Annotated in this window: 9 protein-coding genes; 6 read left to right on the forward strand and 3 right to left on the reverse strand. The window is 52.7% G+C overall.

Annotation, left to right across the window (positions count from 1 at the left end):
* Positions 1–40 precede the first annotated feature (40 nt).
* From R3C20_08185 to R3C20_08210, 6 genes are all read left to right on the forward strand, one after another.
* On the forward strand, positions 41–1,096 hold the full coding sequence (locus R3C20_08185; protein MEZ6040469.1) for a DUF1559 domain-containing protein: 1,056 nt from the start codon (positions 41–43) through the stop codon (positions 1,094–1,096).
* 87 nt (positions 1,097–1,183) lie between these two features.
* Positions 1,184–1,666: a hypothetical protein gene (locus R3C20_08190; GenBank protein MEZ6040470.1), complete on the forward strand. Its 483-nt coding sequence runs from the start codon at positions 1,184–1,186 to the stop codon at positions 1,664–1,666.
* 107 nt (positions 1,667–1,773) lie between these two features.
* Positions 1,774–3,441 carry a CRTAC1 family protein gene (locus tag R3C20_08195; GenBank protein MEZ6040471.1) on the forward strand — a complete coding sequence of 556 codons (1,668 nt, stop codon included), beginning with the start codon at positions 1,774–1,776 and terminating at the stop codon, positions 3,439–3,441.
* The gene (locus tag R3C20_08200; protein ID MEZ6040472.1) at positions 3,438–4,757 is read left to right on the forward strand and encodes a tetratricopeptide repeat protein; all 1,320 of its coding nucleotides are present in this window, start codon (positions 3,438–3,440) and stop codon (positions 4,755–4,757) included. Before R3C20_08195 ends, R3C20_08200 begins: the two co-directional genes overlap by 4 nt.
* Positions 4,758–4,863: 106 nt before the next feature.
* Positions 4,864–6,747, forward strand: a complete 1,884-nt coding sequence (locus R3C20_08205) for a CRTAC1 family protein (protein ID MEZ6040473.1) — start codon at positions 4,864–4,866, stop codon at positions 6,745–6,747.
* A gap of 58 nt (positions 6,748–6,805) precedes the next feature.
* Positions 6,806–8,122, forward strand: coding sequence for a hypothetical protein (locus R3C20_08210; GenBank protein ID MEZ6040474.1), 1,317 nt, complete (start codon positions 6,806–6,808; stop codon positions 8,120–8,122).
* 100 nt (positions 8,123–8,222) lie between these two features.
* Here R3C20_08210 and R3C20_08215 read toward each other — a convergent pair whose 3' ends face one another.
* The 3 genes from R3C20_08215 to R3C20_08225 all read right to left on the reverse strand — a co-directional run bounded on the left by R3C20_08215 (position 8,223) and on the right by R3C20_08225 (position 14,130).
* Positions 8,223–11,198 carry an FG-GAP-like repeat-containing protein gene (locus R3C20_08215; GenBank protein ID MEZ6040475.1) on the reverse strand — a complete coding sequence of 992 codons (2,976 nt, stop codon included), beginning with the start codon at positions 11,196–11,198 and terminating at the stop codon, positions 8,223–8,225.
* Positions 11,199–11,266: 68 nt separating this feature from the next.
* Complete coding sequence (locus R3C20_08220) at positions 11,267–13,708, reverse strand: prenyltransferase/squalene oxidase repeat-containing protein (protein MEZ6040476.1); 2,442 nt, start codon at positions 13,706–13,708, stop codon at positions 11,267–11,269.
* Positions 13,705–14,130 (reverse strand): biopolymer transporter ExbD, encoded by a 426-nt coding sequence (locus tag R3C20_08225; GenBank protein MEZ6040477.1) that lies wholly within the window; start codon positions 14,128–14,130, stop codon positions 13,705–13,707. The genes R3C20_08220 and R3C20_08225 overlap by 4 nt, the downstream gene beginning before the upstream one ends.
* Positions 14,131–14,133: the final 3 nt, after the last annotated feature.

Here is a 14,133-nt window from a genome sequence, read left to right on the forward strand (position 1 = left end):
TGAGTGAGGTTCTCGTCTTTTTTTCGTCCTGGAGGTGATCATGGTCAATCGTTTGTTTCGCCCGTTCCGTCGTCGGGCATTTACTTTGATTGAGCTGCTGGTGGTGATTGCAATCATTGCAATTCTCATCGCTTTACTGCTGCCCGCGGTACAGCAGGCTCGAGAAGCGGCTCGACGAACACAGTGCCGCAACAACATGAAGCAGCTCGGACTTGCGCTTCATAATTACCACGATGTACACAACACATTTCCGCCCACTCAGATTTTCACCTACTTCACCGCAGCACCTGGTGGCGCGGGAGTTCCAAGGAACCATACCTGGATTTCATTGATCCTTCCGTATCTGGAACAGGCAAATCTCTACAGCTCGATCAATTTTTCTGAGCCAATGTTTAATCCGAGCACTGGTCAGTTTCAGCAATTGGCAAACGGACAGACCATTGTGTCTCAGCAGTTGCCTACTTTGCAGTGTCCATCGGATCCCGGATTCAGCGGCAACACGGGGATCTCTCACGGCCTTTCGCATACGAACTATGCAGGCACGATGGGTTGGGACTGGTGGTACCGCCAGAACCATCCGATTTCAGGTGCGTTCCAGAATCTTGGGAACACCCGTATCCGGGACATCGTGAAAGGAACATCATCAACAATTCTTGTTGGCGAATGTTCGACACAGGGATTCGAGCCACCGGCTGGCATTCCTGGTCACTTGCGAAGTGGCGGCGGTCGCTTGCGTGGCGGTGGTGGCGGCAATGCCGTTTTCCGCGCTGCTTTGATTGCTCCCGGTACAAATTCGGACGTGATGACGAGCTATAACCTGACTCGGGCAGATGGCGCACAGGGAGCAGGGTTTTGGTGGAAGGGTGCACCTTACGCGTGTCAGCCAACGTATCTGTCGTGTTTCGGTATGAACAACAACTGGCCTGGTCCAAGCAGCGTCCACATTGGAGGGGCTCAGTACCTGTTCGCTGATGGATCGGTTCACTTCATTTCCGAAAACATTCAACACAGTGGTGCATGGGATACGAACAGCTTGTGGCAGTCACTGAATAGTGTCACACTCCAGGCTGGCATGGTTATTCCGAGCGAATTCTAAATTGATTTGTTGGATTTCCTGGGGGGTAACGCTGCGTGCGTTGCTCCCCTTGTTTTTTGAATCTTCACTTTTTTTGAGGGAGCTCCGATGTTTGGTCGTCTGATCTGTGTCGCTGCGATAACAGTTTGTCTCGGTGGCTGCGGCGGGCAGGGATCCGGTCAACTGCCAGTTGTTCGAGTCAAAGGGACGGTGCTGCTCGATGATAAGCCACATGGGCCGGGCACTTTGACCTTGACTCCCAAGAGCAGTGGGACGGGCGATACGCGCCCCGTGATCGGTGGAACCATCAAAGACGATGGCAGCTTTGTGCTTACGACATATAACACTGGCGATGGTGCCCCTGTTGGGGAATACAGCGCCGTCCTGGGAGATGGCAAGGCAGCCAATGCAGGCTCAACCGACCCTGCTGAAATGATGGCGGCTGTAACAGGCTCTGCTGCTCAAACGGATGAAATTAAGGTGACGGTCCCGGAGGGAGGCACGGAAACACTGGAAATGCGATTCACTACTGTGAAGAAAGCTCAGAAGAACGTTCCTGCTAATACACCACTGGGTACCACGCCGAACTGACGAAGGTGATCTCCTTGTCGCAAGCCATCAGATCTGTCGGGTTTCTTGCTTGCCTTTTCTGCACGCTGGTTACGGGGTGCCGGGATCGCTCAGAAGACGTTGGGGGAATGACTGTCGATGAAGCTGAAACAGTGATTCCCTGGCTGGAGGATGTGACGGAAAAGTCAGGAATCTGTTTCCGTCACAACCCGGGGGATCTGTCGGCTTGCGAGATGACATCGATCATGGGTTCCGGTGTCGCGGTGGTCGATTTTGACCTCGACGGCATGAATGATCTCTACTTCGTGAATGGGGCGGTTCAGCCGAATGAGTATCGCGAGGATCAACTTCTTCGCCAGTTTCCTCCCGGCGTTTTTACGGAAACAAGTCCACCGGAACTGGCGAAGTCTCCGGGATTCGGCATGGGAGCCTGGTGGGGAGACTACGATGCAGACGGTTTCCCTGACCTGTACCTCACCAATGCCGGTGTCAATCAATTACTGCACAATTGCGGCGACGGTACCCTGAAATTGGTTGCAGGCGAACTGCAGCGTGATCCGGCTGTTTGGAGTACAGCTGCTACGTGGGCAGATTCGAACTCTGATGGACTGCTTGACCTGGTGGTCGTCAATTATGTCGACTATGTCCCGGGGCAATACTGCGAAGGTGCCGATGGAAAGCGCGATTTCTGCGGCCCTTCTACCTACGAGGGTACAGTTGACCGACTTTGGATCAACCTCGGTTTTGATTCTGAGAACGGGCTTTTTCGCGATGAGACGGTTCAGTCCCAGTTGGGGGACGTGGTGGGTAAAGGATTGGGGGTCGTGGCGGATGACTTCAATCAGGATGGATTGATTGACTTTTATATCGCTAACGATATGGAACCCAATCGCCTGTGGCTTCAGCAGGAGAACGGCGAGTTCCACGACGAAGCTGTATTGCGAGGTGTGGCACGAAATGGCTTTGGGCACTCAGAAGCCAGCATGGGTGTCCTGACTTCCGATTGGAACGAAGATGGGCACCCGGACCTGCTGTTGGCGCATCTCACGGGAGAGACAAACACACTTTTCCTTTCAGATTCGGGGGGGTTTTGGAGCGACCAGAGTTCATCTTCGCGGCTGGGCCCATCGAGCTTGCCGGATACAAGTTTTGGTCTTTGTCAGGGTGATCTGGACTGCGATGGTATTCCGGAATTACTTGTCGCAAACGGTGGTGTCAGAAGAGTTTCCTCGGAGAATTACGGGGACGAGCCTCTGGCAGCTTATATTCAGGCGAACAGAATGTATTCAAGGGATAAGACCAGCCTTACATTCGTTGATTCCAGCAGATTGGGCGGAGAGTTCAGCACACAATTGGAAGCCAGTCGAGGTCTGGTGGCTGCGGATTTGAATCGGGACGGTCATCTGGAAGTGATCGTTTCGAATTGTGCCGGAGACGCTCATGTCTTTGAAAGTACGGCGGGCGCCGGCAATAACTGGGTCGCATTCCGGCTTTTTGATTCGTCGTCGAAGGGGAACCGGGAAGCTATTGGTGCGGTGCTGCGAATGAGATCCAGTCGAGGGGAACGTATTCATCGGATCAATCCATATCAGGGATACTTGTCGCAACAGGATATCTGGTGTCATCTGGGCGTTGCGGGGGATGTCGAGTTTCAGTCCATCGAAGTGACGTGGGCCGATGGAGTCAGAGAGAGTTTTCCGGGCGGTGCCACAAACACGTGTTGGGCGCTGGTTCGAGGGGGACGACTGGTTAGAGTTCCGGTTGGTGCCTGTGACCAGTCTGAGGATTTCAAATGAAACGCTGGCTTATGATGTCAGGCGTTTTCGTTGTCCTGCTTTTCGCAGTCTGGCTGGCAGGCAAGCGAAGCGACGTTGCAACTGCGTCTATTCCGGCTGTGGACATCAGCCACCTTCATCCGTTGGTCGCAAAAGCAGTTGATGCATCGCGTGCGGAGGTTCAGGCCAATCCGTCTTCGGGCGAATCATGGGGGCGATATGGGATGGTGCTCCTGGCTCATGAATTCAGGACGGCAGCTCGAGAGTGTTTTGGTCAGGCTGCAAAACTAGAGCCGGACAATCTTCGATGGCCTTACTTCACTGGATTTTCATTCGAGGACTCAGATTACAAAGCAGCCTTCGACTCTTACCGTCGGGCCATTGAAATCGACACAACGTATGTGCCGCTGCTGCTGCGCTGCAGCTATGTCTGCATGCAGTTGGGGGAACTGCCGAACGCGGAACGGTTCCTTTTACTGGCCAAACAGTTAGAACCGGGTAATCCTTTCGTGCTGGTCGCGCAGGGGCATTACCTCCAGATGCTTGGGAAGCCGGAAGAAGCCGAACGGAGCTTTGAATCGGCATTGGAAATCAAAGGATGGATAGCCACCCCTGCATTACTTGAATTGACTAAACTGGCCGTACGTCGGGGAGATTTTTCACAGGCACTGAATTATCAGCGGAGACTGAAAGAGTACCCGGAAACAGCAAGAGTTGAGTCCCCGGACCCGGTTCTCGCAGGAATTCGAGAGTTTGAGGGGTTGTCCAAGGATCTTGCTGAACGAGCAGACACTGCATTGGCCCGAGGTGATGTTGCCTCCGCAATTCGTGACTACGAGAAGTTCCTGATGGAACGGCCGGATATGCCTACCGCAAGAACAAATCTGGCCAGAGCCTATTTTGTAGCCGGGAGGCTCGATGACGCGATGCGAGAATATCAAATCGTTCTTGAACGCTTTGGCGACGTTGTGGCTGCCATGTTTGGGGTAGCTGCCGTCTATGAGCAGACCGGCGAGATTGAATCCGGCATCGAACAGTACAGGAAGATTCTCAGCGTCAAGCCTGATGAGGAGCGGGCGTGGTTTGAGTTGGGACTGCTGCAACAGAAGCAGGGCCGGAACGAAGATGCGATGCAGTCTTTTCGGATGGCTGTCAGCTCGAACCCTGGTTTTCCTCAGGCTCAATTGTCTTTGGGCATATTGTTGACTGAGCTTGGGGACTATCAACAGGCAGAAGAGTGTTTTCAGCGGGCGGCGAAACTTGTTCCCGGTGACCCGATTCCGTTGCAGTACCTGCAGCAGGTGAGAAAACTGAGCGAGGATGATTCCACCAACTAGGTTGAGATGGTCTTTAAAGAGTTCATGATTACCGGCAGTTGCAGGAAATTGTAGACGTCATTTCGCTGGACGTCGTTTCCGGCAACGCGATTTGAAGATTGACTTGATGAGTGCAAATTCCCGGACCCTTTCAAGCTGGATTAGTCTGGTCAGTTTATTTGCCCTGCTGGCTTGCGTTGCCATTTGGGAAGTAAAGCGGCAAAGCAGTTTGGAACGGACTGCTCCGACTCCAGCCGCGAAGGGGCTGGTTGATTGTCCGGAGCATCTCCCGCAGCCCGATATTCGCCCTGTTGGCATTGGTCTAAAGGATGTCACCACACAATTGGGCGTTCATTTTCATCACGTAATTGGGCCGCTCGGCACTTATTTCATGCCAGAGTCGATTGGTTGCGGCGGTGCGCTGGCAGACTTCAATGGAGATGGAAGTCTGGATTTGTTTTTAGTGAATGCCGGACAGTCGCCCAAAGCTGTTTCTCCGCTGGATTCGATTCCCGGAAACCAAATCTGGTTGCAAACGAACGACGGAATGTTTGTGGAATCGACTGTGCAGTCAGCTCTTGGAGACAAAGGATATGGTTCAGGATGTGCAGTGGGGGATGTAAACAACGATAATGCACTGGATGTCTTCGTGTCGAACTATGGTTGCGACCAGCTTTACCTGAATGATGGAACAGGACGATTCGAAAATGTTACTGAGTCGGTCGGTATTGCTGAAAGTGCCTGGGGTACCTGTGCCGCGTTCTTTGACTATGATCGCGATGGCTGGCTGGACCTGATTGTAATTAATTACACGCACGACCCTGAATACGATCATAGTATTGCATGTGGGTTCAGGGCGGGGCTGGTTAGCTATTGTGGTCCGCATAAGTTTCAGCCAACGGTTGATTGTCTTTATCATAACGATGGGTATGTCGAACAAAGCGATGGTTCAATGACACTTCGGTTTACAGACGTGACTGAAGCTGCGGGGCTGAGCGAGTGTCGCTCATATGGATTCGGAGTCTTGGTTGCGGACTACACCCGGGATGGCTGGCCGGATATTTTTGTCGCAAATGATGGTGCGGCAAACCTGTTGTGGGTCAATCAAAAGGACGGGACATTCATCGAAGAAGGCGTAGAGCGGGGTGTTGCCTACAATGAACGTGGGAACGCTGAAGCCGGAATGGGCACGGCTCTGGGAGACGTGAACGGCGATGGGACTCTTGACCTTGTCGTCTCACATTTATCGACTGAATCAACGACTCTTTACCTGGGCGGTGCAGACGGAAGTTTTGTCGATTCCACCAAATCGCATTCTCTGGATGGCCCCACGATGCAGCACACTGGTTGGGGCGTCGCGTTAGTTGATCTCAATCACGACGGATTTCTGGACTGCCCCATGGTGAATGGACTTGTTGTTCCATGTCATTCCGGTTTTCCGTTTCATGGTGAAGATGAGTTTCAGGTACGACATGATCAAATCGACGACCCTCAGGCCTATTGGCTGGACTACGCTGACCGTAATGTTCTGATGATGGGGCATTCTTTGAAGCAAATGGAGAGTCGCCCGGAATTGGGCGGCGACTTTTGTGCAGCAATCGGTTCCGGGAGATCCCTTATTCACGGAGACATAGATTCTGATGGCGATGTTGATCTGGTTGTGACCAATTGTGGTGGTCCGGCGAAGATTTATCGTAATGAACTTGTCAGAGAAGGTCACTGGTTGATCATCAGCGCGTGGGACCCGGTGTTGAAGCGGGATGCTTATGGCGCTGAGATTACTCTCGAGGGGTCAGGCAAAACTCTGGTTGGATTGCTGAATCCGGCCGGTAGCTATCTGGCGAGCAATGAGCCTGTTGTGCACTTCGGGCTGGGTGAAATGGTGCAGTATGATCGAATTCGCGTTCGATGGCCGGATGGGCCGGTGGAGACGTCGTTGGAGGAGTTTGATGGCGGCGTCGCCGATCGCCGTTTGCGATTGATTCGCGGGGAAGGTCGATTGCTTCCCTGAGATGTGTTGCATGCCTTGCCAGTGTGTCTGTCGTTGACTTCGTTGCAAAGAGTTTCTGATGCCGACGGAATGGGTAAGTGAGTTTCAGCCAGCGGACCTGATCTGGGTTTGCCTGAACATTGTTGTGATCAGTGCGTTGTACGTACCCGGTATGCTTGCCGCAAGCACGGCTGATCCTCCTGGGAGAAACTTCGTGTTCCGGACGGCCTTAGCCGTTGGTGTTCTGTGTGTCGGCTGGTGTCTCTTCGGCTACACCCTTGCGTTCTCTCCATCGGCCGGGACGGTTCCGAATACATCAACGACTTCTGAATCGGCGATGAAGGACATGCAGGCAATGATGGAATTCGAGCATGCGCGGCCTGATCTGACCCGCGATATGGGTAAAGGAGGACTCATCGGTAATGGCGACGCGGTTGGTATGCTGGGCACTGGTCCTTCCGGAGATAATGAAGTTGTCAACTATCCCGTTCGTCTGCCATATCCGCATTTGCCACAGTCATCTGTCGCGATTTGTCATATGTCCATCATGATCGCTTTTGCATCCCTGTGGCTATCCAATGCAGCAAGCCGTTTTGGCACATCCCATCTCGTCATTTGCTCGCTGTTATGGCAGTTGATTGTCTATTGTCCGGTTGCTCACTGGATCTGGGGAAACGGGTGGTTTTCCCACTCGGGTGGCTGGGATGGTGGCGGAGCACTGATTCTTCTTGGAGCATCGTTGTCTTGCGTCGCTGCATGTTCGTTGACGGGACGGCGTTTTGACGCAGAAGAGAGCTTTGGCTGTACCCGGCGGATCGTGGGAATGACTTGTTGTGTGCTGGGGGCCTTATTTGTCAATGCCGCGTATTCGTTGTCTATCTCACCGCTGATCACCATTATCTGGATGAACACTTTGGTGTCAGTGGCATCCGGTGCGCTTGTTTCTGTGTTCATGAAACAACGGCTCACTGGCACATCCGATTTGGAATCGATGATCCTTGGCATGGTGAGCGGAATGGCAGCAATTGCGTCAGGAGCGGGAGTACTCAGCGTTCAGGCCGCATTTATTGTCGGTGGAGTTGCCGGAGGATTGGTTCCATTGACAAGCATCCTTTTGCACAGAAACGCTTCTCAAATGGTTGTATTGTTCGGAGTGGCAGCTGCGGTGGGCATGTTGCTGACTGGTGTCTTTGCTTCTTCGATTAATGGTCCGGTACAGCCTGGCGGACGCCTGGTGACAGGGTGGATTGAAAGTGGCAATTTCGAGCTGCTGCTGATGCAGGCGAAAGGGATTGGTGCGACCGTCTTACTTTCGTTGGTTACTGCTTTTCTGATATCAGGCCTTGTTCTGCTGACTGGAGGAATGAAGGCAGTACCTGAATGTCAACCTGAATAGCTATCTGTCCGTTGAAACACCGGACAGGCACGCAGGACGACTGGAAACTGTCGTGTTTTAAGGTCTCCAGCTTAAGCCAGTCCCGTTTTTTAACAGGCTGCTATTCCGGTATTTCGAAGAGTCTCCCACTTGCTTCCAATGCAACCAGCCTTGTGGATCTACCCCCGCTTTTCAGCAGGTAGCTGGAGTGAAGGCCCGAGGGCCAGCGGATTTGTATTGTCGCTTCATCTGCGGAATCAAACAGGATTCTGCGACTGTTTGCTGCCAGATATCCGCCGTCCGAATTCACAAAGAATGTTGTCAGATGCCCTTGTTCCGTGATATCAATCCGGGTGCCAACCGCATTTCGATTGGACGAAGTACCGATCAGATCCAGTGAACAGCGGTGCGTTTGGGTTGCACTGGAATTGTTCTTCAGAATGGCTGCCTCCTGATCCTGATGAACGATGACAACATCCGGCATCAGGTCCATGTTGTAGTCAAGTATCGCGACGGCCCTGCCAAGCGTTGGTTTCATGAAATAGGGGCCTGCTTTGGCGGACGTTTCGGTGAATTGCCCCGGCTTTTCTTGAGAATACAGCTGAGCTGTCATCTTCCATGGCTGAAGTCCCGTGTTGTCTTCGTAAATGTGGCCATTGGCGACGATGATGTCGAGCAGACCGTCTGCATTGAAGTCCGAACACTGTGCCCCGAACCCAAGTTTGTCCAGACTTGGTGTCATGAGGTTGGTACGCTGGCCTGATTCAATAAATGAGAGCTCACCTGAATTCTCATAATACGAATTCGGTTCCTGAAAGAAGTTTGTGACATAGAGATCGATTCTCGCATCACGATTCATGTCACCAACAGCTATGCCCATGCCAGCCTGAGATCGGCCCGATGCGTCAAGAGCCGTCCCGGATATCAGCCCCACTTCATCAAATACCGGACAGCGACCGCCGTCGTCAGAAATGTTGTGAAACAGGAAGTTTGGGACTCCATCGTTAGCAACATAGATATCCATTCTTCCGTCGTTGTCGAAGTCAGCAGCGACCACTCCAAGTCCCCTTGATGCGGGTCTTATGATACCTGATGGTTCGGAGTCATCCGTGAATGAATCATCTGCGTTGTTCGTCCAGATTCTGTCTGGTTGCCCTTCAAATACTGCCGGGTCGCATACGACGAAGCTCAACTGCCCGTTACGACAGGTTCGCATTTCCTCCAGATAGTTAGTCGAGTAGATATCGCAGAATCCATCAGAATTAAAGTCTGCGGTCGCGATCGATGTGGTCATTTCGTTTGGCAGAGAGAATTCAGATTGCAAAGGCGTGAATGTGCCATCGCCGTTGTTCTTCAGAATATCATTCGCTCCAAGGTTGCTGACAATGACATCATCAAATCCATCGTTATCGAAGTCTACGACCGCTCCGCCAAGGCTATAATTCGAAATTCCCATGCCGGACGCCTGCGTTGCTTCTTTGAAAACTCCTGATACGTGGTTTCTGAAATACGGATTCTCGACAGCAGTCGATGCTATGGAGCCATTTTCATTGAGAGGACTTCCTTGCAGGAAATAAAGATCGGGCCGACAATCCTTGTCCGCGTCGACGACAAGTACTCCCCCACCCATGCTTTCGATGAGGTAATGCTGGCCGGAGGCACCATTGTTGAACTGAAAATGAACATTGATGGAAGCATGGACGTCGTCGAAAACAATTTCGCTTCCGGTTGAATCTGGTTGCACCGGGAGATGCTCGCCGGGTTGTTCGGCAGGACTGCTGCCGGATTGGGCCAGTCTCTCGGGCAGGGTATCAAGGACGTCAAGGCACAATGACGTTGATGTGAATTCGGTTCCCTGCAGTTGATTCCGAAGGTTGCTGAGTGCTGCGTGATTCGGGGTGTAGAGCAATGCCAGATTCAGCCAGACCACTGCTTCATCGATGCGGCGAAGCCGTACCAAATGCTCCGCAGCAGTTCTTGCGATTTCGCTGAGTTGGTTGTGGTTGTCTGTGTTTTCATTTGTCGCCCGAATACAGAGCTTTTCCAAAGCATCAAGTTCGACTGAATATTCCAGTAACTGCCTCGATTGTTCAGGTTGATTCAGCTTCGATAAACAGAGTCCAAGAAGGTAACAGGATTCATAATGATAGGGGTGGGTCCGGACGTATGGGATCAGCCACCTCGCGGCCTCGTGCCAGTGCTGCGTTTGATATTCCAGCTTGCCGCTGGCAAATCGAAGAAGGGACTCTGCCGGTATTGCCTCCATTTCAAGTTGCTCAACAATTGCAATTGCTTCGGCCTTCTCGTTCAGCAAAAACATGCTCAACAGGTTTTCGCCGAGCAGGTCGAATTCGCCTTCTTCCGCGGCAAGTTGCTGGAGAGACTTCTCCGGCTGACCACTTTCCCGCAATGCTGCTGCCAAAGCTACTCGAACTTTTTCATGATGGCTCTCGAGGGTTATGGCTTGCTGGAGCGTCTGAATTGTTTGAGAAGGGGGGTAGCCGCTGGCTTCAGGGATGGTGCGATACACAAGCTCATTCAGATCCAGAGGTCTCCGTTCGCGGATTTGCTCGATTTGTTCAAGCATTGATTTGTAATCGTTCAGCATTCGGTAAATGGCGATGAGACGTTCTCGGGCGTCCATATATTCCGGGTTCAATTCCAGTGCGCGAAGAAAATGGTTCCGGCTGCTGATGATGTCAGATTGTTCAATCGACAGTGAGCCCAGCAGGAACTGTGAAGTTGCAAGTTCCTCGCGCGATCCGGAATCGATCGATTTCCAGAGTTCTTCTGCTTTCCGTGTTTCACCAGCTTCGCGAAACAATTGGCCAAGGTAGAGCTTTGGAAGGGCTTCATCTGGTGCAGCTTTAATTCTTTCTTCCAGGCGATTCCTCGCACGAAACACCTGCCCAAGTTCCAGGGCCTTGTCGACATCAGTCTGCCAGTCCTGGGCTAAATTCGCTGACGCAGCGGATCGGGAATCATCGACAGTACGGGACTCCGATGTTCGATACAGAAAGTAGAAAAAGAGCGATGCAGATGCGATAGCGATGGCAGCAATGAAGGTCTTATTTGTCAGGAGATGAACAACCTTCATGATTCAGCCGTTGAACGCAGTGGCGGCCTCAGGTGGCCATGGAATGTTATGGTCTCACAAAGCGGATCCTACGGTTGAGGATCAGAATCCGTGGCTTCGTTCATGCGATAGAGAGGAAGCAGACGGTAGTAGACTTCCAGAGTCAGTGTCGCGAGTGCGGTGGAATAAAGTCGACCACCGTAGCGGCCCCAGGGGTCTTTGGGGTCCCAGCTGCCGGCATTCGGCCCGTCAGAGCGTTGCTCACTGATCAACAAATCGCGAATCGCATTGTTCCAGTCTTCCCACGGCGTTCCTCCGTATTGGTACATTGCAAGTGTTCCGTAGTACCAATAGTAATAGTTGATTTCCGAGAGCCTGGGAAGATTCCGAAGGAGCAGGTCGACTGATTCCCTGCTGGAGTTCGTATCACGGGGATAGCCAAGCATTTGCTGGCAGAAAAGAGCTTCCGCAGTCATGACGGGAGTGACAGGTTCCGTGTCCTGATCTCCCTGTCGAATGTTTCTTCGATATCCGAACAGTCCGCCAGATTTACCCTGGCGGACACTATTCAGGAACTTCTGCATTCGTTCCCGGACACGACTATCGATTGTGACCCCTGCAATCTCAGCACTTTTCAATGACATCATTTGCCAGCCGAACATGCTGACGTCGCCTTCCTGTCCGATCTTGTATCGCCATCCTCCACTTCGAGCATCCTGTTGACTCAGGGTAAAGTTGACAGCTTTGGCTAGCGCTGTTCGCAACCGAATATCGTCGACCTTGCGAAGCGAATACGCCATCGATTCAGCAGTTATGGACATTTCGGCATGGATTCGTGGAATTGTCAGGATGGCTTGCCCGGTGATTTGATAGCAAAGGATATTGCTTGCCATCTCGGTCAGCTGGACCGGCGTGCTGATAGTGGATGGATCGATGATCGGGCCGAGCAGAGTCTGCTTCTGCATTCCGTAGGCTTCGGCAAGTGCGTAGGTGCCCATGGCATGGCAATAATTGCGGGCGAAGTGCGAGGCGTTGCCGTAGAGGTTGCCGTCGTCAGCCTGATGGCTGATGAGCCAGTCGAGGCTTTGGTCGACCACCAGTGCGTACCGCCCGTTCTCGTGTGTATATCCAGCGCCGAGGAATGAAAGGGTAACGAGTGCGGTGAGTCCGGAATCGGCTTCTCGGCCGGCGTAGTCGCGATCAATGCCGTATTCATCGATTTTTACCTGACCTGCTCCGTGGTCGGAGGCATCCCAGTGTCCATCCGGCGACTGATGGGAAGCCATCCATCGAAGACTTGCCTCTACGGCTGCTTCAGATTGCTGTGTGCCACCAAATCTTCTTGCGGCGTTTCGTCGTTGTTCGACGTTTCGCAATTGGTAGGTCATCGGTGGGTTTTCGCGTCGACGAATGGTTGGCAGATCCGTACTGACCAATTCCGCGCCACTGGTGATGGCTTCGCTGAATTCTGGTGCCATCAGTCCAATTCGTACGTCATCGTAGTTACTGGTGAGTGGGATGGGCGTTTGGGCGATCGGTGGAGATTCTCGTTGAGCAAGCGGTGAGGGATTCCTGTCCGGCATCGCTCGTGACGGTCGGGGAACACGCGACTGGAAGGTGCGAGCAGGCCCGGGACGGATGTCTGTAACCCTGACGGATTGACCATCTGACTCGATTGGTTGCGGCTGTGTTGTGGGAGCTCGTTTCTGTTCGATCGTATCCGATATGTCGTCCGGGGCGAGGGGAACAGGGACCGAGTCCGGCGATTCGATGGCTGACACCGCGACGGCTATGTCGTTTGGATTCGACTGAAACTGAAAGTTGGGTGCCGATTGCTGCGGCATTGCTGCCAAAGGGTTGAGTTGCAAATCCACGTCGGCTCCGCGTTGTGGTCTGGTGCGTTCAATCTGCATGGTTGCCACATCCGCCAGATTCTTTTCGACGGAAGTATCGAGATCAGCAATAGGATCTTCGACTGCAGCCTTGCGCGGACCCTCGGCGCCAAAATCATTTGCCAGTGACATTTCCGGAGTGTCCTGTTTTTCGAACTGGCTGATATCTTCAGCACTTGTTGAAAGCGACTCGAGATCATCCGGTTGTTTCTGTGGGACATCGGGTTCCTGAATTTCGGGAGCCGGGTTTTCACTTCGAAGCAGCGGCGTATCCGGCGATGAAAACTGATCTGCCATGGCCGTGTTACCGGAATCGCCCATCAGGAACTCCTGGTCGCTCTGTACCAGAATTTCAACTTCGAATTCCTGTTGAGGCGGTTTATAGACATCTGCAATGGCGACCGTTGTCGCCAGCGGTTCAAACACCTCAAGGCTCAGGAAGCCAACACTGTGAATGAGCAGTGATGCTATCAGCGATTTGAAGGCTATGTGGCGATCTCCCCACCGTGTCACGAGCATGGTCACCAAATGGCAGGTCGATGCGACCAGCGTCGTCAGGAGAAAGAATGCAATCAGGTCGTCGCCGTTGAGAGGGCTGCCATCGACAAGTTTTGTCAATAACTGTCGCAAAGGATTCATGGTGCCGACTCTTCACCCGCAGGCTGAAATGCCAGTGAAAAGCGTTTGATTTCCGCTTCGTGGCAAAGATTCATCACATCCACAATGGCCTGATAGGTTCCTTCACCGTCTCCACGAATCAAAACCGGCTGGTCGGCCCATGCGGCTTTTGCATCTTTGAGCTGCTGACGGACCTCATTGAGGTTTAGTTGCTGCCCGTTGATAGAGATATCTCCGGCGCGAGCAACATTGATGACCAGCGGATCAGGCTCCCTGCTGAGGGATTTCATCGGAGCGGCCGTTGGCAGCTGAATGTCAAACTTCTGTTCAATCTCAGAGAACCGAGTACCAACCATGAAGAAAATGATCAACAGGAACACGATGTCAATCATCGGTGTCAGGTTCAGCGATGGTTCTTCCAGGGAATCGGTTCGGAGCGGCATGAG

Source organism: Planctomycetaceae bacterium (assembly GCA_041398825.1).
Taxonomy (GTDB): Bacteria; Planctomycetota; Planctomycetia; order Planctomycetales; family Planctomycetaceae; genus F1-80-MAGs062.